This is a genomic window from Alphaproteobacteria bacterium (assembly GCA_016699305.1).
Lineage (GTDB): Bacteria > Pseudomonadota > Alphaproteobacteria.
Genome location: CP064970.1, coordinates 60,088 through 83,948, shown reverse-complemented (window position 1 = coordinate 83,948; position 23,861 = coordinate 60,088). Strand labels below are relative to the sequence as shown.

The 23,861-nt window shown below is 58.7% G+C and carries 16 protein-coding genes and 1 tRNA gene; 13 read left to right on the top strand and 4 right to left on the bottom strand.

What is annotated here, in order from left to right; genetic code table 11:
• Positions 1-209 precede the first annotated feature (209 nt).
• The 4 genes from IPI58_00415 to IPI58_00400 all read left to right on the top strand — a co-directional run bounded on the left by IPI58_00415 (position 210) and on the right by IPI58_00400 (position 2,860).
• Complete coding sequence (locus IPI58_00415; protein ID QQR69188.1) at positions 210-791, top strand: sigma-70 family RNA polymerase sigma factor; 582 nt, start codon at positions 210-212, stop codon at positions 789-791.
• A gap of 83 nt (positions 792-874) precedes the next feature.
• The gene (locus IPI58_00410) at positions 875-1,240 is read left to right on the top strand and encodes a hypothetical protein (GenBank protein QQR69187.1); all 366 of its coding nucleotides are present in this window, start codon (positions 875-877) and stop codon (positions 1,238-1,240) included.
• Positions 1,237-1,692 (top strand): periplasmic heavy metal sensor, encoded by a 456-nt coding sequence (locus IPI58_00405; protein ID QQR69186.1) that lies wholly within the window; start codon positions 1,237-1,239, stop codon positions 1,690-1,692. Before IPI58_00410 ends, IPI58_00405 begins: the two co-directional genes overlap by 4 nt.
• 370 nt (positions 1,693-2,062) lie before the next feature.
• Positions 2,063-2,860, top strand: a complete 798-nt coding sequence (locus IPI58_00400; protein QQR69982.1) for a PhzF family phenazine biosynthesis protein — start codon at positions 2,063-2,065, stop codon at positions 2,858-2,860.
• Positions 2,861-2,906: 46 nt separating this feature from the next.
• Here IPI58_00400 and radC read toward each other — a convergent pair whose 3' ends face one another.
• The 3 genes from radC to IPI58_00385 are packed head-to-tail and all read right to left on the bottom strand — an operon-like array spanning position 2,907 to position 7,487.
• Positions 2,907-3,647, bottom strand: coding sequence for a DNA repair protein RadC (gene radC / locus IPI58_00395; protein QQR69185.1), 741 nt, complete (start codon positions 3,645-3,647; stop codon positions 2,907-2,909).
• Positions 3,644-4,465: a type I methionyl aminopeptidase gene (gene map, locus IPI58_00390; GenBank protein QQR69184.1), complete on the bottom strand. Its 822-nt coding sequence runs from the start codon at positions 4,463-4,465 to the stop codon at positions 3,644-3,646. The genes radC and map overlap by 4 nt, the downstream gene beginning before the upstream one ends.
• A gap of 55 nt (positions 4,466-4,520) precedes the next feature.
• Positions 4,521-7,487: a hypothetical protein gene (locus IPI58_00385; GenBank protein ID QQR69183.1), complete on the bottom strand. Its 2,967-nt coding sequence runs from the start codon at positions 7,485-7,487 to the stop codon at positions 4,521-4,523.
• Between the two features lie 275 nt (positions 7,488-7,762).
• Between IPI58_00385 and IPI58_00380 the strand changes: the two genes are divergently transcribed.
• The 9 genes from IPI58_00380 (at position 7,763) to ettA (ending at position 15,896) form a co-directional block, all read left to right on the top strand.
• Entirely contained in the window at positions 7,763-8,854 is a 1,092-nt protein-coding gene (locus IPI58_00380; GenBank protein ID QQR69182.1) for a divergent polysaccharide deacetylase family protein, read from the top strand.
• The gene (locus tag IPI58_00375) at positions 8,841-9,335 is read left to right on the top strand and encodes an RNA pyrophosphohydrolase (GenBank protein ID QQR69181.1); all 495 of its coding nucleotides are present in this window, start codon (positions 8,841-8,843) and stop codon (positions 9,333-9,335) included. The genes IPI58_00380 and IPI58_00375 overlap by 14 nt, the downstream gene beginning before the upstream one ends.
• A gap of 10 nt (positions 9,336-9,345) precedes the next feature.
• Positions 9,346-10,746 carry a DNA repair protein RadA gene (gene radA, locus IPI58_00370; GenBank protein QQR69180.1) on the top strand — a complete coding sequence of 467 codons (1,401 nt, stop codon included), beginning with the start codon at positions 9,346-9,348 and terminating at the stop codon, positions 10,744-10,746.
• Between the two features lie 67 nt (positions 10,747-10,813).
• Positions 10,814-10,887, top strand: a tRNA-Cys gene (locus tag IPI58_00365).
• Between the two features lie 240 nt (positions 10,888-11,127).
• A complete protein-coding gene (locus IPI58_00360) occupies positions 11,128-11,505 on the top strand; it encodes a hypothetical protein (GenBank protein QQR69179.1) in 378 nt (125 codons plus the stop codon).
• 54 nt (positions 11,506-11,559) lie between these two features.
• On the top strand, positions 11,560-12,852 hold the full coding sequence (locus tag IPI58_00355) for a serine hydroxymethyltransferase (GenBank protein ID QQR69178.1): 1,293 nt from the start codon (positions 11,560-11,562) through the stop codon (positions 12,850-12,852).
• 104 nt (positions 12,853-12,956) lie between these two features.
• Positions 12,957-13,328, top strand: coding sequence for an AtpZ/AtpI family protein (locus IPI58_00350; GenBank protein ID QQR69177.1), 372 nt, complete (start codon positions 12,957-12,959; stop codon positions 13,326-13,328).
• Positions 13,329-13,360: 32 nt separating this feature from the next.
• On the top strand, positions 13,361-14,110 hold the full coding sequence (locus tag IPI58_00345) for a F0F1 ATP synthase subunit A (protein QQR69176.1): 750 nt from the start codon (positions 13,361-13,363) through the stop codon (positions 14,108-14,110).
• Positions 14,111-14,213: 103 nt separating this feature from the next.
• The gene (gene ettA, locus IPI58_00340; GenBank protein ID QQR69175.1) at positions 14,214-15,896 is read left to right on the top strand and encodes an energy-dependent translational throttle protein EttA; all 1,683 of its coding nucleotides are present in this window, start codon (positions 14,214-14,216) and stop codon (positions 15,894-15,896) included.
• A gap of 79 nt (positions 15,897-15,975) precedes the next feature.
• Here the strand turns inward: ettA and IPI58_00335 are convergent, their stop codons facing one another.
• Entirely contained in the window at positions 15,976-23,646 is a 7,671-nt protein-coding gene (locus IPI58_00335; protein ID QQR69174.1) for a tail fiber domain-containing protein, read from the bottom strand.
• Positions 23,647-23,861: the final 215 nt, after the last annotated feature.

The following is a 23,861-nucleotide window of genomic DNA, read 5'->3' as shown; positions in this document are numbered from 1 at the left end:
GCTCTGGGAGTGCGGTGAAGGGTCAGAATTGGAGAGGTTTTATAAAAACTTACGCGACCATGTATCTGTAACGTTTGAAATCGACTAATCCTTCGCCGCTGTTGGCAATTCCTGATGAAGGGTGCATATCTATCAAACATGTGAGATTTTTAAGGCGCTTCACGAAGGATTTGTGCGTTGTTCCTCGTTTCATGTAAGTGTTATCCGTAGTGTCCGAGAATCCTGAAACAAAAATGCCGTGTGACGAAAAATTGATCGAAGCCATTCAGGCGGGCGATGCAACGGCCTTTGAAAGGCTCGTCCGGCGACATGGTGATCGTTTCTTTAATCTTGCCCTGCGTCTTAGCGGCTCCCATGCCGATGCCGACGATATTCTGCAGGAGGCCTTTATGCGTCTGTGGCGCAATCCTTTTGCATGGAAACCGGAGGGGGGACTATTCACCACCTGGTTTTACCGCGTTCTCGTCAATCTTTTTCTCGACTATCGGCGCCGCCTGAGAAAGACGGAAGGCGATGATATTCTGACCGATATAGTCGATGGATCTGCCAATGCAGAAGATCGACTTCTGCATGATGAGCAAGGCCATGCATTGATTAAAGCCGTTAGCCAATTACCACCTAAACAGAATGTGGCGGTTCAACTCTACTATTACGATGACTTTTCGCAAGCCGAAGCGGCCGCGGTTATGAAAATGCATGTAAAAGCCTTTGAATCGCTGCTTTATCGTGCTCGCCAGCGTCTCAAAAAAGACCTACTAAGAAAGGAAGGTCAGACTTCACGAAAGAAATAAAAATAAAAAAACAAGAGAAGGCAAAAGGCATACCAACTTTCTTGCGTTACAAGGACAGGAAGAAAAATGTACGGAGGAGTAACATGAAGAACAGGGAAGACAGTCTTTTTGAAGCAAGGCTGCGGGCGACGCTTAAAGCGCAGCCGCGGGCGACGCTTCCCGCTGGTTTTGCGGCACGCCTGCGGGCTAATGCTGAAACATCGGCAGTTTCTTCTCTTTTGGGGGGAACACCTTATCATGCCGTTTCGGCCAATCTCATGCTGTCGCGCGTACATCTATTCGTGGCTGCCGCGCTTTTCGTCGCCAGCTTTGCCGCAGGAACTATCTATGCGGATGCCGCTGATTCACGCGATGCAGAATCCCACAAGGTCTTGCAATCCGAACCGGCAGGTCAAAGCGAAGACCCTCTCTTAAACAGCCTTTATTACGCACATCAGAGGATACTATGACGAAAAACAACTGGCTGACCTATTATGCCTCGCTCGGTTTGAACATTCTGCTTGTTGGCTTCCTTCTGGGCAGAGCAATTTATCATCCTCCACACGGGCCATTCCCTGGGCTGCGTGATGGTGGGCCGATATCGGAACTGTCCGGCCAAATGTCCGACCAAGGCCGCGCATTGATGCGTGAAACCTTCGCCGATATTCACGACATACACAAGAATGGGCGAGAGGATATTGAGAACGCGCGCAAAGCCATAGCCGAAGCTATTGGTGCACCAGACTGGAATGCCGCTGCCCTTGATAAAGCTGAAGAGCGCATGCAATCGCTGATGGATGAGAATATGAAAAAAAGTCGTGCGCGCATGCGTGCGCTGCTTGAAAAGCTCACGCCTCAGGAACGCAAGATCATCGCTGACCACATGCGCGATGGACCACCACCCCCACCGCCGATTCCATGATGTTCTCTCGAAAACGTTCTGTGTAGGTTGATAACGTCAAAGAGCAAAAGCGCAGCGATGATAGATAAAGCTGAGCCGATAGCTTAAGCAATTGGAGAACAGCATCGCCCGCATCGATCCATGGCGCCATACTGGTACGGATGCCTAGTAAGTCCAGACATTTGCTGTCAACTTATTCTCCGTCTCTTTATGAAGCACGGTTTCTTGGCGGTTTAACGCGCGCTCCAGTTTGGATGCTTGACGTTGTAGGCGGAATACCTACATAGCTTGGGCGAAATAGCCTGTGCGCCGCCAGAGTCACTGAGACGGTTTTTGGTCTCAAATGAGGGGGCTGTTCACACTAATCAGGAGGTAAAAAATGAGAGAAAATATGAAGTTCTGGCAGGTTGACTCCTTTGCTCAAGAGCCATTCAAAGGCAACCCTGCTGCCGTATTTCTTCTAGATAAGGAAATAGACGATCAACTTATGCAAAATATTGCCGTTGAAATGAATTTATCTGAGACGGCTTTTATCTTGCTTCGTGATGGTCAGAATCCGCTTCTTCGTTGGTTCACGCCCATGTTTGAAATTGATTTATGTGGTCATGCCACCCTGGCCGCTGCTCATATCTATCTAACAGAAGTAAACAAAAATACAAATGAAGTGAATTTTGATACGAAATTTGTAGGGACACTTTGCGTGAAGAAGAAAGAATCTGGATACAGAATGGACCTTCCATCCCGACCAGGCAGAAAAATAGATATTCAAGATATTCCTGATTCTGTCTTGTCAGGACTTGGGATAGATTCCAAACCAATGGAGGCGTATAAGGCACGCGACCTTATGCTGGTTTACGAATCTGACCAGACTATTCGGGATATAAATCCCGATTTTAATGCGCTTGCTAAATACGATGATTTTATTATTGTGACGGCTCAATCCTCGGATAACAGATATGATTTCATCTCACGTTTCTTTTGCGCCGATGACGGCATTGCTGAAGACCCGGTCACTGGGTCGTCGCATTGTACATTGACTCCGTATTGGGCTGAAAAGCTTAGTAAAGAAAAATTGCGTGCGTATCAGGCATCAAAGCGAGGCGGCGAACTGGATTTAGAAATAGCAGGAGATCGTATTCTTATTTCAGGGCATGCATTGACCGTTATTGAGGGGAATATGAGGGTATAAGGATGTATTCGGAGCAAATAGCTTGGGCGACGTGACAAGCCGCAGCTTATAGCGCCGACTCGTTCTTCATGCTAAAGACGCGGCCGCCGCGTCCGATGATGACGTGGTCGAGCAGGTCGATGCTGACGGATTTCAGGGCCTTGTCGATCTCGCGGGTTTGTTCCAGGTCGGCACGGCTGGGCGTGGGGTCGCCACTGGGATGGTTGTGCAGCATGACCAGCGCCGTGGCCCCCAATTCCAATGCACGACGCACCACTTCGCGCGTATAGACAGGCGTGTGGTTGACGGTGCCGCGCTGTTGCACCTCTTCGGCCAGCAGGCGGTTGCGCGGACCGATGAACATCAGGCGAAGTTGTTCGCTGTTTTCATGCGCCATGGCCGCGCGGCAATACTCCATCACGGCGTCCCAGTTACCAAAGACCGGCTGGTTCATGATACGCCCCTGCCCTGCCCGCAAGGCGGCGGCACCGACGATGGTCAAGGCCGCGATGGCCCCATCCTTAAGCCCATAGGCGGCCAGACGGTCGGGCGAGGCGTTCACCAGATCCCATAACGATCCGAAGACGCGCAGCAAGTCTTTGGCCAGCGGCTTCACGTCGCGCCGGGGCAAGGCGCTGAACAGGATCAGCTCGACCATCTCATATTCTTGCAGGGCTTGCGCGCCGCCTTCGATAAAACGCCGCCGCAATCTGTGCCGGTGATTCAGGTAATGCGCGGGTGGCTGGTCCTCGTCGTCATCCGTACTCGGCAACAAGCTGTCTTGTGATAAAGCGGGACGCGCCGTCATGGCGTGTCCGCCGTCATGACGTAAGGCGGAGCATCCCAGCCCAAGCATGACTGGGTGAATATCTCGCATCCATCCTCGGTCACGCCCACCGAATGCTCGAACTGCGCGGAAAGCGACCGGTCGCGCGTCACCGCCGTCCAGCCATCGGCCAGAATCTTCACGGGATACTTACCGGCATTGATCATCGGCTCGATGGTGAAGAACATGCCCGGTTGCAGCACGACGCCGCGCCCAGGCTTGCCGTAATGCAGCACCGTGGGAGGTCCATGAAAGAACGTGCCAAGCCCATGCCCGCAAAAATCGCGCACCACCGAAAATCCGGCGCTTTCCGCATGGGACTGTATGGCGTGCCCCACATCGCCCAAAGTCGCCCCCGGGCGCACGGTCTTGATCCCGATCATCATGGCTTCCCATGTGACCTTGGTCAGGCGTTCGGCCAAGCGGCTGACGCGCTGCCCCACCCAGAACATCCGACTGGTATCGCCATGCCAGCCATCCAAGATGACGGTGACATCGACATTCACGATATCCCCATCGGCCAATTTCTTATCGCCGGGAATGCCGTGACAAACCACATGATTGACCGAGGTGCAGATGGATTTGGGGAATCCCCGGTATCCCAACGGGGCCGGAATCGCGCCATGATCGCGGATGAAAGCCTCGCACAGCGTATCCAGACGCTCCGTCGTCACGCCGGGCAAAACATAGGGCGTGATATAGTCCAATGTCTGGGCCGCCAGTTTGCCCGCCTTGCGCATGGCGGCAAAGTCTTCTTGGCTGTGCAGGATGGTCGCGCTGTCATGCTCGTCATCGCTCATGCGCGTTTACCCCTTCCGGTCTTCGGTTACGCGCATCAGGGGCGGTGCGGAGTGTTTAGGGATTGGGCGCCACGGGACCACTGGGCGCGGGTGCCTCCGCTCCTGAGGGCGCGACTTTGCGGTAGGAGTCGAGGACGCTTTGAAACAGCCCGACTTCCGCCACGCGCGTGCGCGCCACGGCGACATCCAATAAGCTGCCCATTCGTTGCGGCCCTGTCAACAGATTGAAGATGCTGGCCTGATGCGTTTTTTCCATAGCGGGTAAATAGGACTGGCGCAGAGCCTGCAATTTGGCATCGTCTCCAGCCAAAGCCAAAGCGACCGCTTGTCGCGCAATCAATTGCGCTTCCTTTTCATTCAGGGCCTTCCCCGCTTTGTCGTTGGTGATCCGGGCCAAGGCCTCGGCGGCCTGCGCCCAGTGTTTGGCTTGCCAGGTGATATCCGAACGCAGCATGCGCGCGGTCTCGCTGTCATCCTGATCCAGCAAAGCCAAGGCCGCATCCGCCTGATCCATGTCCGAAAGCGCGCGGGCGCGCAACATGCGGCGTTCATGCTGCTGAGCGTCGGTCAGGCCGGGATAGTTGCTGCTATCCAAAATGGCCACGGCCTCCTTGGCCTTACCGTCCAACAGACGGATCGCCGCCGCGCGGGCGCCGATCGCGCTGCCTTCGGGCGTTTTCATCCGCAACGCCTGTTCCTCCAACAATCCCGCCGCCCGATCCAGCAGATCCACCGACACCAATTGTTCGGCCAGTCGGCGACCAATGGCGTCGCGGTCATCCCCCGAGACCAATTGCGCGCCATAGTTCTGATACAAAGACAACGCTTCGAGCGGCGTCAGGCCGGTTTCTTGCGGAGCGTTAAGCATCGCCTGACGAAACGCGGTGGTCATTTGTTTTTGCAGTTCGGGCACCATGGGGCTTTGCGGATACAGCTTACCCGCAAAGCCAAAAGCCGACAGCGCCTTGGAATATTGCCGCGCCTGAACATGGAATTCGCCCAGACGGCGCAAAATATCGATCTCCAGATCATCGCCGCGCCAGACATAGCGCAAACCTTCCAAACGTTCCGTCGCCTGAAGGGGAGTCATCTTGCCCCGCGCAATAGCCAGATCGACCAACGACAATTCGGCGCGCACGCCCACCAAACGATTGCGGCTATCCGTCACGCTTTCCCATAGTCGCTGGGCGGCATCGCCATGGCCGCGCTTGGCCTCGACCACGCCGCGCAGATAGACTCCCGTATCGCGGCTGGTCTGCTCCACGGGTTGGGCGTCCAGCTCATCCAACCAGGTCGCGGCCTGGGCCATGTCACCGGCGGCAATCGCCGTTTCAGAGGCCAGGACCATAAAACGCCCAAAGAAAGGTTCGGGGTAACCTCGCAAAAAGGCATGGCCCGCAATGAGATTCTTAAGCGCCGCATCCCATTCGTGACGGCCCGCTTGGGCCAGGCCACGCCACAATGCGGCCTCGCGGCTGGGCATCATGTCAAGCGCCGAGAACTCCGCCAGACCTTCATCGGGATAGCCGGTCATGATCAATGCCGCAGCCTTCAAGGACCGATATTCCTTTTGCTTGGTCATGACCGCGCTTTCCTTGGCCAACATTTGCAGCGTGCCGATGGTCTCTTGCGCCAGGCCCCACGAGAAATACAGACGCGCCAAGTCTAAATGCAAACGCGGCTTATCGGTCTCGGGACGTTCGATGATGTCCGCCAGCATTTTCTGGCGTCCCTCCGTCAAGGAAAGACGTTGATCGCCGCGCCAACCCATCAGATCGAACAGATCAGGTGCCGGCGCGTTCATGGCGCCGGTCATGCGTCCCGTATCGGAAGGCTGAGACAGACGCAAACCGCCATGCGAGGTAATCTCAAGCCCGTCCGCGACGGGCGCAGCCACCAACGTGTCTTCCAAAGGACGCACGACCACGCCTTGTTCAGTCGGCAACAAACGCAACTCGGCAAATGCGCGGGCATCTAGGATCTTCTGATTGGCCTCGGGCAAGGGAACGATGATCAAGCGGTCGCCCAAAACGGGATCCGTCATATTGATCGCGCCCGAAGGATTGATGGCGTTGATCAGCAAACGATCGCCCAGACCAAAGCGCATTTGCGGAAAGATCGACAGGCCCGGCACGGCCTCGGGCGAGGTTACCTGCCACACCAGCCAGGACGTTCCCTGACGTTCGACCTTCAGCCGCGTGGCGCGCGGCACCGGCCAGCGATAGGCGCTGACATCGGCCAAGGCCATCGGCTTGATGCCTTCGACCGTCGTGGGGGCCACCACGCCCGGATCCAATTTGCGATCAAAGATCGCATAGCCTTGGCCTGCGCGGACAAACACCGCCAGCGCCGTCGGAACGCTGGGACTGACCCGCAGCAGCAACACGCGGCCAATCTGTTGCGGTTCGGCAGACGCCTCAGTCGCTGCCAAGGCGGCAGCCGGTTCTGCCCGAGCGGCAGTCGCAAAGGGTGTGGCAGATGGCGAATCCTTGGCCGCAGGAGGAACCGGCTTGACCGGAGGAGCGGTCTGAGCCGAGGCCGAATGAGATTCCTGCGCCAGCAGAGTTGTGTTCGCCTTGGCCGAATCCGTGGATTCATCGTCCTCATCTTTATCTTTGCGCGCGATCTCGCCACTTGCACCGCCGCCACGCACGTCAACAACCACGCGCGTGCCGTCGCGGAAATGACGCACCGTACCGCCAGGCGTGACGCTAAATGTCACCGATAATGCACCCGATTTGCTCTCTTGCGCCAGGCCGCGCAGATGCGCGAATTTATTCGCCGGAACGCTCTCCATGATGGCTCGTGCGGATTGGCGGAATGTCAACGTGACCAAGTTGTCTTTGCGGCTGAGAGTGTAAGGAACATCCTGCGGCCAATCAAAGACCAAGCGGTCATAATCGGCATGCACCCCGCCACGCACGCGCACAGATCCTTCGCCAGCCAGCGCGGCAACGCCCATCAGCGTCGCCGCCAAGCCGACGATTCCACACACAGCCCAGATCCGAATCCCTGCTTTCATGGATATATGCGCTCCATGAGTCACCTTTGAATCGCCCATTTCCCGACATGATGGTAGTTTCTGGTTAACGGGATGTGAAGGACCAAACCTAGATTCTGATGAGATATAATACGCACGACCCATCCCAGATACATTACTAAGTGGTAACGACCCATCGCTTTGGGGCCTAATCTCCGCTTGCCCACGCTATGATGGACAAGTGACCGGCAAGACGCTTGATGCGCACCGTATGGCTGGGCCATAGTCTTGCGAACATCTTGCTTGTGCCGGGAGCGATGAAAGTACTTTCGATGCCGTCCCTGAAAAACATCAACACCCGTAGCCTCATGGCCAAATTCGACCCGCGCCTGGTGGCCGCATGGGCGAGCGTGGTCGTTCTGGCCGTATGTGTCCTGGTCTTGTGGCCGTCGCAGGAGGCGACGACGACGAACGATTCCACACGGGTTGTGATGCAGATCGAGGCTGCTCAGACCACGACCGAAAGCGAAGCGCCCAACGGCGACGCCGCAACGGAAGGCATCAGCGGTGGTCCGGCCCTATCGGCCAGTGGCGCTTTACCCCCTGCGCCGGTCGAAGGCCTGCAGGAGAATTCTACGGTGGGTTTGTTACCGCGCATCGCCGCCGATGGCCGTCGTCCTTGGCAGGTCTATGCGCGCCCTGTGCCTCCGGGCGCGACCAAAGGCGCGCGCGTAGCGATATTGGTGGCGGGGCTTGGCGTGTCGGCGTTGACCACCCAGACGATTTTAGGGAAATTACCCCCAGAGGTGACATTGGGCTTTGACGCCCAAGGCAGTTTCGTGGCGGACGGGATCACCTATGCGCGGCGCGGCGGGCATGAAACCCTGTTGATGCTGCCCATGGAGCCTTTGGACTATCCCCAAGACGATCCTGGCCCCGAGACTCTTTTGTCCAGCCTGGACGACTCCAGCAATATCGAACGTCTGCAACGCCATCTGGCCAAGGCCAGCGGCTATGTGGGCGTCGCCACGCTTAGCGGCACACGTCTTATCTCGGTGCCTGACAAGATGGAACCTGTCTTAAAGGAAGTGCATGACCGGGGCCTGATGTGGTTTGAAACGCGCCTGGCTCCCCAGGCCGTGACCGGCGACATCGCCAAGCGATTAAAAATGCCGCATGCGGTCAGCAGCCGATTGATCGACGCCGATTTGGATATCGACCCGTCCAGCGTCACGACCGCCCTGCAAGACCTGGAACGCACGGCCAAGGCCGAGGGCAAGGCGGTGGGCATGGTCTCGAACCCCACGCCTTATGTGCTGGAAACCTTGAACACATGGCTGAGCGGCCTGGGCAAGAAAGGCTTTGTCCTGGTTCCCGTGACGGCGGTGGTGTCCGATGGCTCCCCTTGATCCCATGCCCTTGCGTCCATGCGTTGGCATGGCCTTGTTCAACCGACAAGGATTGCTGTTTTGCGGCCAGCGCAACGATGCCATCGGCGGCTGGCAGATGCCCCAAGGCGGCCTGAAGCCAGGCGAAGATCCCGCTTTGGCCGCCATGCGCGAGTTAGAAGAGGAGATCGGCTGTCGCAACGTCACGATCCTGGCTCGTCATTCGCGCCCTTTGACCTATATCTTCCCCGACCATCTGGCAGGCAACCCGTATAAGCTGAAATATCGGGGGCAAGAGCAAATCTGGTTCGCCATGCGATTCGAAGGCCAAGACGACGAGATCGACATCACCCGCAGTGTTGAGGGCGAACCACCCGAATTCTCGCAATGGTCCTGGCTGGATTTTGATAACGTGCTGGCCCGGATCGTGGATTTCAAGCGCGCGGTCTATGAGGAAATCAAGCGCGAATTCGACGTCTTCGCCCGCCCCATGGCCGAGTAAGGCACAGCGCATGGCCAAGCCGCAAAGTCTGTTCGTCTGCCAAAGTTGCGGAGCCAGCGCGCCAAAATGGACGGGAAGATGCGAGTCCTGCGGCGCATGGAACAGCCTATCCGAGGAAAAATTGGCGCCGCCCGTGGCGGGTGCCGGCCCCAGGCGCAAATCCGCGCCCTTGAATTTTGCCGCGCTGCACGAAATGCCCACCGCCCCTGCCCCGCGTCTGGTGACGGGCATCAAGGAATTCGACCGTGTGTGCGGGGGAGGATTGGTGCCCGGTTCTGCCCTGCTCGTGGGCGGCGATCCGGGTATCGGCAAATCCACCTTACTGCTGCAAATCGCCGCGCGTTTGGCGTCGCAGGGTGTGGCCTGCGCCTATGTCACGGGCGAGGAATCGACCGACCAGATTCGCATGCGCGCGGCGCGTCTGGGCCTGGCGCAAGCGCCGGTGGCCTTGGCCGCTTCCACCAGTGTGGGCGAGATCGGCAGCGCCATTTCCTCCTCTTCGCCGCCGCGCGTGGCCGTGATCGACTCCATCCAAACGATGCAGGTCGATGGCCTGGACAGCGCCGCCGGAACCGTGGGCCAAGTGCGGGCTTCGGCGCAAGAGCTGATCCGCATCGCCAAGCAGCGCGGCACCGTGCTGATCTTTGTCGGCCATGTGACCAAGGAAGGCATGATCGCCGGACCGCGCGTGTTGGAACACATGGTCGATACCGTCTTGTATTTCGAGGGCGAGCGCGGCCATTCCTTTCGCATTCTGCGCGCCGTAAAAAACCGCTTTGGCGCGACGGACGAGATCGGCGTGTTCGAAATGGGCGATATGGGGCTGGCCGAGGTCGCCAACCCCTCGGCCCTGTTTCTGGCGGACCGTTCCGAACCGGTACCCGGCGCGGCGGTCTTTGCCGGGATCGAGGGCACGCGCCCCTTGCTGGTCGAGATTGAGGCCCTGGTCGCACCCTCGCCGCTTGGCACACCGCGCCGCGCCGTTGTGGGATGGGATGCGGGACGTCTGGCCATGGTGCTGGCGGTGCTGGAGGCGCGCTGCGGCGTCGCCATCGGTCCTAACGATGTTTATTTGAACGTCGCAGGCGGATTGCGCATCGGCGAACCCGCAGCGGATCTTGCCGTGGCCGTGGCCATTCTTTCGGCCCTGACGGGCGAACCCTGCCCTGCCGCCACGGTGGTGTTTGGTGAAATCGGCTTATCGGGCGAGGTGCGCGGCGTGGGCCAAAGCGCCCAACGACTGAAAGAAGCCGCCAAACTGGGCTTTACCCAAGCCATCCTCCCCACCCGGCACGACTCGCCCGGTGCCACCGACGGCAACGGCCTGCGCCGCATCCCCATCACCCGCCTGACCGATCTTTTGCCCCTTTTCGACGCAAACCCGCGCAAAGCCACCCGCGCAGCTTCCTGATTTCTTCCCCGTCCCCGCTCAATTTTCTGGACTTGCGGCATTGTAGCGCATAAAAATACCACCGGATGGCGCGGTGGCAGAGTGGCTATGCAGAGGACTGCAAATCCTTGTATGCCGGTTCGATTCCGGCCCGTGCCTCCATTCCACATCAAGCTCGGAACCTAACCGTTAATCTGAGGTTACTGCCGTTGTGTGCTGTAGCCTGTATGGCAGGATGCTGATTTAGTAATCTAGGGTGGATCGTATCTGTCACGGCTTGTTTAATTTTAATAACGCCTGCACAAGACCTTGCCACCTTCACGCTCTGGTCGAATTTCTGCCGCTTTTCATGCGCATGCTGACATGCGAATGTAAGCTTAAGAATCCGATGGAGGACATATCATGATCAAACTGACCGTTCTGGCCGTAGCCAGCCTAGGGCTTGCCTTAACCAATGCCGCCCCCGCCAAAGCGGGCACCATTCATCTAGAGCAAGGACAGATCGTCTGGCAGCCCACGCAATGCCGCGAGCCGACTCCCTTGAATTTGCCAGAAATGGGGTCCGAGTCACCCGCCGAAAGCCTGAACGAGCTGGTGGCGCGGCATAATCAACATGTGGCGGAGACCCAAGCCACCATGGAATGCCTGCGCAAAGAGGCCGAGACCGACGCCAGCGCCGCCGCAGCAGCCATCAGCCATTCGGCGGAAATGCGTATAGAATCCATACGCCGAGAAAGCGAACAATCCGCGGCTTGGCTTCGCCACCGGCAACAAAATTAGGCATGGACCGGTGTTGGCCATTCTGGCCGCCCGCTTTTTTTTGGAGGCTCCGTCATGAGCAGCATCGCCACGCCGTCCCAGCTTTTTTCGACGCCGCTTGAGAAATCTGATCCGGAAGTCGCCGCATTGATTGTCGCCGAGCATCGCCGTCAAAGTGACCAGATTGAATTGATTGCCTCGGAAAACATTGTCTCGCGCGCCGTGTTGGACGCTCAAGGTTCGGTGCTGACCAACAAATATGCCGAAGGCTATCCCGGGCGACGTTATTACGGCGGCTGCGAAGAAGTGGACAAGGCCGAGAATCTGGCCATTGAACGCGCCAAGCGTCTATTCGGCTGCGCCTTTGTCAATGTGCAACCGCATTCGGGGTCGCAGGCCAATCAGGGCGTCTATATGGCCACCATGCAGCCGGGCGATACGTTAATGGGGCCTGGACTAGCCGCCGGAGGGCATCTGACCCATGGCTCGCCAGTCAACCAATCGGGCAAGTGGTTTAAGGTGGCGGCCTATGGCGTGCGACCCGAAGACCACACCAACGACATGGACGAGGTTGAACGTCTGGCACACGAACATCATCCCAAGATCATCATCGCGGGCGCGACCTCTTACCCCCGCATTCTGGACTATGCGCGGTTTCGCGCCATCGCGGATTCCGTAGGCGCATTGTTGATGGTCGATATGGCGCATTTTTCCGGATTGGTGGCGGGCGGCGTCTATCCCAGCCCGTTCCCCTATGCCGATATCGTCACCACCACGACGCATAAGACCTTGCGTGGCCCGCGCGGCGGCATGATCATGACCAATCACGAAGACCTGGCCAAAAAGATCAACAGCGCGATTTTTCCGGGCATCCAAGGCGGGCCGCTGATGCATGTGATCGCCGCCAAGGCCGTGATGCTGGGCGAGGCCCTACAGCCCGAGTTCAAGGATTACGCCCAGCGCATCATCGACAACGCCAAGGCGCTGGCCGATAGTCTGCTGCAACGCGGCTATGACCTGATGACGGGCGGCACCGATTGCCATCTGATCGTGATGGATTTACGCGCCAAAGGTCTGGTGGGTAAAGACGCACAAGAAACGCTGGATCGCGCGGGACTGACGGTGAACAAAAATGCCGTGCCCTTTGATCCTTTGCCCCCTACCAAAGCCTCGGGCATCCGCATCGGCACCCCGGCGGGCACCACGCGCGGTTTCGGCACAGACGAATTTCGCCACATCGGCAACTGGATCGCCGATATCCTGGACGCGATGACGCGCTCCAACAGCGGCGAAATCGAGGCCACCGAACGCGCCATCCGCTCGCAAACACGCGATCTATGTCGCCGGTTTCCCATTTATCCGAAGTAAGGCTTAGATGTGACAAAATCCCGTTGCACGATCAATGCGCTCAGGCCAAGCCTGATCGCGGCGATCAGATTGCAGCGGGCATTCCTTGGGCGTAAGAATAAGGCATGAGCGCGCACGACACCGACCCTTCCAGTCCTGAACGCAAAGCTTTGGCCGAGCTGGATCGTCATTTGGACGAGTCTCGTCGTGCCAAAGGCAAGAATAGCAATAACGGGGCAGGGGCAGACGGCCCCACTGGCTCTATGGCAGGAGCCATGCGTCTGGGTGTGGAGTTTGTCGCCTGCATCGGCGTGGGGGCCTTTTTGGGCATTTCGCTGGATCGCTGGGCGAACACTGCGCCATGGGGGGCGATTATTTTGATTGCACTTGGAGTTATGGCGGGTTTCGTGTCGGCTTGGCGGATGTTCCGTCACTGGGAAAACGAGGCCGCCCGTCAAGATACCCCGCATCAGGATACCCCCAAGAAGAATCCTTGAATTTTCCGCCAGATCAAGACAAACTTTTGCCCATGTCCAGTCCGTTGCACCAATTCCAGATCGAAACCATCGCCCCTTTCGAGTTAGGCGGGTTGCATCTGCCTTTCACCAATGCCGCGTTATTCGCGGGATTGGCGGCCTTGCTGGCCAGCGTGTTTCTGGTAGGCGGGTTGCGGCGCGGCGCGTTGGTGCCAGGGCGGTGGCAGGCCGCCGCCGAGGTTATGTATGGCTTTGTCGCCAGCATGGTGCAGGAAAATGCGGGCGAAAAGGCAAAACCCTTCGTGCCGTTCATGCTGACGGTATTCATGCTGATCTTCTTTGGCAATCTTTTGGGCATGATCCCGGGAGGATTCACCTTTACCGGTCAAGTCAGCGCCACGATGACCTTGGCCATGGTCGTCTTTTTGCTGATCGTCATGGTTGGCTTTATCAAGCAGGGCTTGGGGTTTTTCCGTATCTTTCTGCCTTCGGGCATTCCGTGGTTCCTGGCCCCGCTGATGGTGGTTATTGAAACCATCGTTTTCCTGGCACGTCCCTTTACCTTGGCCTTGCGACTATTCATGAACATGTTCGCCGGTCATTTGATGCTAAAGATATTCGCCGGTTTCGTCGTCAGCATGGGCGCGGCCTTGGGCGTGGGCGGGTATTTCCTGGGCATCTTGCCTATGGCCTTTATCGTCGCCTTGACCGGATTGGAACTGTTTGTCGCGGCCTTGCAGGCGTATATCTTCGCCATCCTCAGCAGCGTGTATCTGCACGACGCCCTATCCAGCGGACATTAATCGATTTCTTCTTATGGTGTGAAGCTTGAGCAAAAAACCCGGCGCATGCTAGGGTTCCTTGCGTCAGCTTAACTTTACTCTATCTCTAAGGACTCGCGCGCCGATGGCCAGTTATCAATACATCTATGTCATGAAGGGCTTTGGCAAGGCGTGGCCGGGCGGCAAGAAGATTCTGGAGAATGTCTGGCTGTCCTTCTATCCGGGCGCGAAGATCGGTGTGCTGGGCGTCAACGGCTCGGGTAAATCGACCTTGCTGAAGGTGATGGCGGGGTTGGATACGGATTATACGGGCGAGGTCTGGGCCGCCGAAGGCGCCACCGTCGGATATTTGCCGCAGGAACCGCATTTGGACCCTAGCAAGAATGTGGGCGAAAACGTCATGCAAGGTCTGGGGCCGATTAAGGCCTTGGTCGATCGCTTTACCGAAGTCAGCATGAAGCTGGGCGAGGTGACCGATGACGACGAGATGAACGCTTTGATCGAGGAACAGGGCACGCTGCAAGAAAAAATCGACGCGGCCAATGCCTGGGACCTTGAACGGACCGTTGAAATCGCCATGGATGCGCTGCGCTGCCCGGCTTCGGATGCCGATGTCGGCAAATTGTCGGGCGGCGAGAAACGTCGCGTTGCTCTGTGTCGTCTGTTGTTGCAAAAGCCCGACATGCTGTTGTTGGACGAGCCGACCAACCATCTGGACGCCGAGTCGGTGGCCTGGTTACAGCAATATCTGCGCGACTATGCGGGCACCGTGGTGATGGTGACGCATGACCGCTATTTCTTGGATCAAGTGACGGGATGGATATTGGAACTCGATCGCGGCCAGGGCATTCCATATGAGGGCAATTATTCCTCGTGGCTCGAGCAAAAGCGCAAGCGTCTGTCCCAAGAAGGCCGTCAGGAAGAGGCGCGTCAACGCACCCTGTCCAGCGAGCTGGAATGGATTCAGGCCAGCCCACGCGCGCGCCAGGCTAAGAGCAAAGCGCGCATCACCGCTTATGAACAATTGCTGGCACAGAGCAAGGATAAGGCACCCGAAACGGCGCAAATCCTGTTGCCTCTGCCGCCGCGTTTGGGGCAATTGGTGGTGGAGGCCAATAAGCTCAGCAAGGGCTTTGGCGACACATTATTGATCGACAATCTCAGCTTTAATCTGCCGGCTGGCGGCATCGTGGGCGTGATCGGTCCGAACGGCGCGGGTAAGACCACGCTGTTTCGCATGATCACCGGCCAGGAAAAGCCCGACTCGGGCCAGTTGCGTCTGGGCGACACGGTGGTGCTGGGCTATGTGGATCAAAGCCGCGACAGCCTGGCCGATGGAAAGAATGTGTGGGAGGAAATCTCGCAAGGCCAAGACATCATCGATCTGGGCAACCGGCGCACGATGCAAAGCCGCGCCTATACGGCGGCTTTCGGTTTTAAGGGCGGCGATCAACAAAAGAAAGTGGGCCAATTATCCGGCGGCGAACGCAACCGCGTGCATCTGGCCAAGATGCTTAAATCCGGGGCCAATGTGCTGATGCTGGACGAGCCGACCAATGATCTGGACGTGGACACCTTGCGCGCTTTGGAAGACGCCTTGACCGACTTCCCCGGCTGCGCGTTGATCACCAGTCACGACCGTTGGTTCCTGGACCGCATCGCCACGCATATCCTGGCCTTTGAAGGCAACAGCCAAGTGGTGTGGTTCGAAGGAAACTATCAAGACTACGAAGCCGACCGCCACCGCCGCCTTGGCACCGAAGCCGATCAGCCTCACCGTCTGAGATACAAGCCTCTGACGCGCTAGCATTCTCGCTTACTCGGGCAGCTCGGTGTGCATGGCGCGTGGGACAGTGTGAGCGAAGATTGAAGCCTTGATAGAACGGCTAATGAGCCGTTTTGGTTGGCATGTGATCTTTTAAAATCTGTTCAAGCCGATCTATCCGCGCCTTCATGGCCACGCTTTCGGCCCTTAATTGAGCGTTCTCGGTATCGGCATTGTCTTTGGCGGCCTTCAGCTCTTGGATGGCTTTGGTCAGGACGGGGATGAGTTCGTTGTATTTAAGGCCCTTGGTTTGCTCGGCATCCTCGTTGGTCAGCACCACGCCGGGAAGGACTTTTTCGACTTCCTGGGCGATAAAGCCGATCTGCTCGCCCTTCATGCCCCCATCCTTGGGATCCTTCCATTCGAAGGTCACCGGCCGCAAGCGCTCGACGGCGGACAGGCCCTGGTCCAGGGAATGAATATTTTTCTTATGCCGCATATCCGACAACGCTCCCGCCGCGCCGATGGCATAGGCTGTGCCGTTGACTTCCAATCTATAACTTGGGCTGGTTGCAGCAATACCAATACCGATATAGCCGGTTGACAGATCGCCCTTGATCGCGCCGCCGATATTCAGATAATTGCTGGTGTCTGCCGCTGGCACATTGGCGTTATATCCGATGAGGATGTTGTTAGATCCTGTGGTCAGTGTTGCAGCCGTGTTATTGCCAAGCGCGGTGTTGTATTGACCCGTGGTATTTGCGGTGAGCGCATTACCACCCAGTGCTGTGTTCTGGAATCCGGTGCTATTGACACTGAGTGCGTTATGGCCAACGGCGACGTTGTAGTGAGCCGTGGTGTTGGCGGTAAGCGCCAGATAGCCCAGCGCTGTGTTTTGGGCTCCGGTGGTGTTGGCGTAGAGCGCGCTATAGCCAACAGCAACGTTATTGGCACCTGTGGTGTTGGTGGCAAGCGCGCCATAGCCAATGGCGACGTTATTGGTGGCCGTAGTGTTGGATTTGAGCGCCCAAAAGCCCAGTGCTGCGTTCTGTTCTCCGGTGGTGTTGGCGTAGAGCGCGTAACTGCCCACGGCAGTGTTGGTGTTGCCCGTGGTGTTGGCGGCGAGCGCCTCATTACCTACGGCGATGTTGTTGGCACCCGTGGTGTTGGCGGCGAGCGCAACATTACCCAAGGCAGTGTTGCTGGCCCCCGTGGTGTTGGTGATGAGCGCGGAATTACCCACAGCGGTGTTAGAGGTACCAGTGGTGTTGGCGTAAAGCGCCCGATAGCCCAGTGCGGTGCCACCCGATGCTGTGTTGGCTTTGAGCGCCTGATAGCCAAGAGCGGTGTTCTGAGTTCCCGTGGCGTTGAAGAAGAGGGCATCACTGCCCACAGCGGTATTGTAGTGGCCCGTGGTGTTGGATACGAGCGCGTAAGTGCCCAGCGCTGTGTTCTGAGTTCCCGTGGTGTTGAAGAAGAGGGCCCCACCGCCCACAGCGGTGTTATTAGTGCCCGTGGTGTTGGATTGGAGCGTCTCTTTGCCCAGCGCGGTATTGAGGGAGCCCGTGGTGTTGGCTTGGAGCGCTAATTTGCCCAGCGCGGTATTGTGGAAGCCTGTGGTGTTGACGGCGAGCGCCTGATAGCCCACTGCGGTGTTGCCGGGACCCGAGGTGTTGGCGGCGAGCGCGGAAGTGCCCACAGCAGTGTTGCCGTCGCCCGTGGTGTTGGCTTTGAGCGCCTGATAGCCCAGTGCGGTGCCACCCGATGCTGTGTTGGCTTTGAGCGCGGAATCACCCACAGCGGTGTTATAGGCACCAGTGGTGTTGGCGTTGAGCGCCTGATAGCCCACTGCGATGTTGCTGTTACCCGTGGTGTTGGAGTAGAGTGCTTCATTGCTCAGCGCGGTGTTCCTGATGCCCGTGGTGGTGTTGAAGAGCGCGCCACTACCGACGGCGATGTTGTAGTTGCCCGTGGTGTTGGAGTAGAGCGTGCCATAGCCAACGGCGACGTTTTGGTCACCAGTGGTGTTGGCGACAAGCGCGCCATAGCCAACGGCGACGTTATTGACGCCCGAGGTGTTGGCTTGGAGCGCGCTAAAGCCCACAGCGACGTTATTGAAGCCCGTGGTGTTGTAGTAGAGCGCGCCAGTGCTCACAGCAACGTTGTAATAGCCCGTGGTGTTGGAGTAGAGGGCACCAGCGCCCAGCGCGGTATTGTGGAAGCCTGTGGTGTTGACTTTGAGCGCTCCAGAGCCCACAGCAGTGTTTGAGATGCCCGTGGTGTTGGCTTTGAGCGCCTCAAAACCTACTGCCGTGTTGCTACTGCCTGAATTCACCGCTCCCGCCCCATAGCCGACAAATGTACTAAAGGTGCCGCCGCTCCCGATCCCAAGGCGTTCTCCGGCGATGCTGACCAGGCCGGCATTGCCGATGGTCATCCGTGTGGTGCCTTCCGTGACGAAGGTCAGCGTGCCGTCTGCGCCGGTGTCGGTGGCGGTGATGCTGGTGTTGCCTTGGCTGATGGCATTGACGGAGAGGGGTTGCCAGGTGCTGTCGCCGCGCAGATAGGTGGTGCTGTTGGCGGTGCCGCTGCCTAGGCGGGCGGTGGCCATGGTTCCGGTGGTTAGATTGGCGGCATCGTTGGTTCCTAGATTAGAGCGCGCGGTGGCGGCGTCCGTCGCCCCGGTGCCGCCATTGGCGATGGCCACCGTGCCGGTCACATTGGCCGCCGTGCCCGTCACATTGCCCGTCACATTGCCGGTGATGCCGCCCGTAGCGGTTAATACGCCCGCGATGGTGACAGCGCCGGTCGACAGATTCCCCGTGATCGCGTTGCCGATATTTAGATAATCGCTGGTGTCTGCCGCCGGCACATTGGCGTTATATCCGATGAGGAGGTTCCGAGACCCCGTGTTCAGTGTTCCTGCCGTGTTATAGCCCAGCGCGGTGTTGTATTGACCCGTGGTGTTGTCGGCGAGCGCGCCATAGCCAACAGCAACGTTATTGGTGGCCGTAGTGTTGGATTTGAGCGCCCAAAAGCCCAGTGCTACGTTCTGGTCTCCGGTGGTGTTGGTGAAGAGCGCGTAATTGCCCACGGCAGTGTTGGCACTGCCCGTGGTGTTATGGGTGAGTGCCTCATTACCTAGGGCGATGTTGTTGGCACCCGTAGTGTTGGCGGTAAGGGCCTCCTCGCCCACAGCGATGTTATTGCTGGCAGTGTTGGCTTTGAGCGCCCGATAGCCCAGCGCGGTATTGTTATTACCCGTGGTGTTGGCTTGGAGAGCCTCACCGCCCAGCGCGGTATTGTAGTAGCCCGTGGTGTTGGAGTAGAGCGCTACAGTGCCCAGCGCGGTATTGTAGTAGCCTGTGGTGTTGGAGTTGAGAGTGTTATATCCCTGTGCGATGTTGCCGAAGCCTGTGGTGTTGGAGTAGAGGGCACCATCACCCAGCGTGGTGTTTTGGGTCCCCGTGGTGTTGACGGCAAGCGTGTTAGATCCGATGGCGGTGTTGGATTGACCTGTGGTGTTGGCCTTAAGCGCCTGATAGCCCACTGCAGTGTTTGAGATGCCCGTGGTATTGGCGGCAAGAGCGTTATAGCCCACTGCGGTGTTGCCGGGACCCGAGGTGTTGGCGGCGAGCGCGGAAGTGCCCACAGCAGTGTTGCCGGCACCCGAGGTGTTGGCTTTGAGCGCCTGATAGCCCAGTGCGGTGCTATCGGATGTTGAGTTGGCTTTGAGCGCCTGATAGCCAAGAGCGGTGTTGTTATTACCCGTGGTGTTGGCTTGGAGCGCCTCAAAGCCCAGCGCGGTATTGTAGTAGCCCGTGGTGTTGCCTTGGAGCGCGCTAACGCCCATTGCGACGCCGGCGGTACCCGTGGTGTTGTCTTTGAGCGCGTAATCACCTACGGCGGTATTCGAGTATCCGGTGTTGGCCCACAGCGCGTAATTACCCACAGCAGTGTTGCTGTTGCCCGTAATGTTTGAGGTGAGAGCAGAAGCACCCACAGCAGTGTTTGCGATGCCCGTAGTGTTGGCGGCGAGCGCCATATAGCCCAGTGCTGTGCCACTCGATGCTGTGTTGACTTGGAGCGTCCGAAAGCCCAGCGCTGTGTTTTGGACTCCGGTAACGTTGGCGTTGAGAGCGTTATAGCCGACGGCGACGTTGTTTGTGTTAGAACTCGAAGCTCCCGCGCTATAGCCGACAAATGTACCAAAGGTGGCGACGCTCCCGATCCCAAGGCGTGGTCCGGCGATGCTGACCAGGCCCGTATTGGCGATGGTCATCTGTGTGGAGCCCTCCGTGACGAAGGTCAGCGTGCCGTCCGCGCCGGTGTCGGTGGCGGTGATGCTGGTATTGCCTTGGCTGATGGCATTGACGGAGAGGGGTTGCCAGGTGCTGTCGCCGCGCAGATAGGTGGTGCTGTTGGCGGTGCCGCTGCCCAAACGCGCTGTGGCCATGGTTCCGGTGGTCAGGTTGGCGGCATCGTTGGTTCCTAGATTAGAGCGTGCGGTGGCTGCCGTGGTCGCGCCGGTGCCGCCATTGGCAACCGCCACCGTGCCGGTCACATTGGCCGCCGTGCCGGTCACATTACCGCTGACGCCGCCCGTGGCTGTTAATACGCCCGCGATGGTGACATCGCCGGACGATAGATTCCCCGTGATCGTGTTGCCGATATTTAGATAATCGCTGGTGTCTGCCGCCGGCACATTTGCGCTATATCCGATGACGATATTATTAGACCCGGTGGTCAGTGTTGAAGCCACCCCTCTGCCCAGAAGTGTGTTGTAGTTGCCCGTGGTGACGTTCATGCCCGCTGCCGATCCAAGAGCCGTGTTGCTGTAGCCCGTGGTGTGGTTGAAAAGCGCGAACATGCCCACCGCGATGTTCTCAAAGCCCATGGTGTTGGCTTTGAGCGCCGAATTACCTACGGCGATGTTGCCGTAGCCCGTGTCATTGGCTTTGAGCGCCTCAACACCTATTGCGGTGTTTAGGACGCCCGAGGCGTTTGCGGTAAGCGCCTCAGAACCTACTGCCGTATTGAGGTAGCCCGTGTCATTGGCTTTGAGCGCCTGAAAGCCCACAGCAGTGTTAGTGTGGCCCGAGGTGTTGGCGTAGAGCACATGTCTGCCCAGCGCGGTATTGTAGTAGCCCGTGGTGTTGGAGTAGAGCGCCTGAACGCCAACTGCCGTGTTGCTGTTGCTGCCTGAATTCGCAGCCCCCGCCCCATAGCCAACGAACAGGTTGTAAGCGGTGGCGTCTCCAATATCCAGGCGTTCTCCGGTGATGCTGACCAGGCCGGCATTGCCGATGGTCATCCGTGTGGTGCCTTCCGTGACGAAGGTCAGCGTGCCGTCGGCGCCGGTGTCGGTGGCGGTGATGCTGGTGTTGCCTTGGCTGATGGCATTGACGGAGAGGGGTTGCCAGGTGCTGTCGCCGCGCAGATAGGTGGTGGTGTTGGCAGTGCCGCTTCCCAGACGGGCGGTGGCCATGGTTCCGGTGGTCAGGTTGGCGGCATCGTTGGTTCCTAGATTGGAGCGCGCGGTGGCTGCCGTGGTCGCGCCGGTGCCGCCATTGGCGATGGCCACCGTGCCGGTCACATTGGCCGCCGTGCCCGTCACATTGCCGGTGACATTGCCCGTCACGTTGCCCGTTACATTGCCGGTGATGCCGCCCGTGACGTTGAGCGTGCCTGTGACGTCCAATGTGCTGCTGGGGTTGTTATTTCCTACGCCGAGTTTGCCCTCGACATAGAGGCCGGCGGTTCCTGCACCGGCGTTGAGTATCTGGACTTGGTTGGAATTGGCATCCGACGTCGTGATACGGAACGCATTTTGATAGACGTCCGTCGTCCAATTTGAATAGGTACCATTGGATCTATTCCAAGCGACTTGCGCGCCTTCACTTGTGCCGTCCACGGCGCCAAGAGACAGCCCCGTCGAGTCTACTGTCATGCGCGCCGTTCCGCCTGTGGATATGGCGACGGCATCCGCATTGGGGGAATAGATGCCGGTGTTGGAGTCGCTGGTGAAGGACAACGACGGTGCAGCGGCAGAGCCGACGGGCAGGACGAGGCTGCTGTTGCTGATGGTGCCGCCGCTGATATTGGTGCCGCTGATTCCTCCCGTGGCGCTGAATGTACCGCCGATGGTGGCATTGCCCACGACATTAAAGACGCCAGATGGGTTAACGGTCATCCGTGTGGTGCCTTCCGTGACGAAGGTCAGCGTGCCGTCTGCGCCGGTGTCGGTGGCGGTGATGCTGGTGTTGCCTTGGCTGAGAGTATTGGTGGTGGCGGATATGCTCTGCCAGGTGCTGTCACCGCGCAGATAGGTGGTGCTGTTGGCGGTGCCGCTGCCCAAACGCGCGGTGGCCACGGTTCCGGCGGTCAGATTGGCGGCGTCGTTGGTGCCCAGATTGGAGCGCGCGGTGGCGGCGGTCGTCGCCCCGGTGCCGCCATTGGCGATGGCCACCGTGCCGGTCACATTGCCCGCATTGCCGCTGACATCTCCCGTGATCGTGCTGCCCGAAAGAGTCACCCCGCTGATCGTGCCGCCGGTGATCGCCACGGCGTTGGCGTCTTGCGTGGCGATGGTGCCCAGGCTCAAGGCCGTGCGTCCCGCCGCCGCGCTGGCCGCCGTGAACAGGCTCTTGCCCGTCGCTGTGGCTCCCAATGCGCCTTGCGCCGCGTCTTGACTGGCCGCCATGAACACGCTCTTGCCCGTCGCGGTGGCTCCCAATGCGCCTTGCGCCGCGTCTTGGCTGGCCGCCGTGAACACGCCCTTGCCTGTCGCGGTGGCTCCCAATGCGCCTTGCGCCGCGTCTTGACTGGCCGCCGTGAACACGCCCTTGCCTGTCGCGGTGGCTCCCAACGCGCCTTGCGCCGCGTCTTGGCTGGCCGCCGTGAATACGCTCTTGCCCGTCGCGCTGGCTCCCAGCGCGTCTTGCGCCGTGCCTTGGGTGGCGGCGGTGAACACGTCCTTGCCCACGACGGTGCCGCCCAGATTGCTCAGCGCGCCATTGGCATTGCCGGATCCCGTGCCGCCGCTGGTGATCGGCAAGGCCGTGGTCAGGACCAGGCTGCTGGCGCTCATCCCCGCACCCGTCAGAGTCCCCGAAAGAGTCAGATTGCGCGCCGAGATGTCGCCGGTGTCTTGCACGCTGACCGCATTGCTGCTGTTGCCAAAGGTCACTTTGTTCGCGTTGTCCACCCGCCACACATTGGCCCGCTCACGCGCAATGGCCACCGATAGATACTCCGTCCGATCGTCGCCAGAGGGAGTCGCGCTTTGGGCGCAGTTGGTCTGCACCGTGCCATCCGCGCCCGCCGAGATCAGCTTGATGACGGGCATCGCGCTATCGGCCAGATTTTGCTGCCAGCGGCAATACAGGTAATAGCGTCCCCACGGATCCAGTTGCCGCGCCCCCGAGGACACTTCCAACACGCCGGTTTCCGTGGGCGAACCGCCGCCGCTGATGGCCGCATAGCCCGAAGGCAGCTTGGCGGCATCCGCGCTGCCAAAGGCCAAAAGGGCCGGCGGCAACAACACGGGCTGGGCATAGGTGGTATTGTCGATGGTGGCGGCGGCCGAGAGGGCTTGACCGGCCATGAACAGCTGATTGCGGGCCGCCGTCTCGTTCGAGACCGTTATTCCCGAGCGCAACACCTGTGAATACCCGCCGAACAACACCCCGGTGGCCACGCCAATAAGGCCCAAAACATACAAAATCGGCCCCAAGATGAACCCTCGGGAACCGTTGTCACGCCGCCTTGCAAAATAGGGGGTGCGCTTCATCTTATCTTCCCTCTCCCCTCGGGATACGCCTCGCCACAAGCCCAACTCGACAGAATCTAAGCAGAGGAAGGTTAAGAATTGACTGCTAGCAGATAGTTACAGATAGCTGGTGATCGTTTGGCCTCAGAATACCCCGGCCCAGAGGCATTCTAGAGATCAAAGGCCAATGACATCTTAATTCATTACATTTCCATCTACGTTTCGCGTGAGTGTAT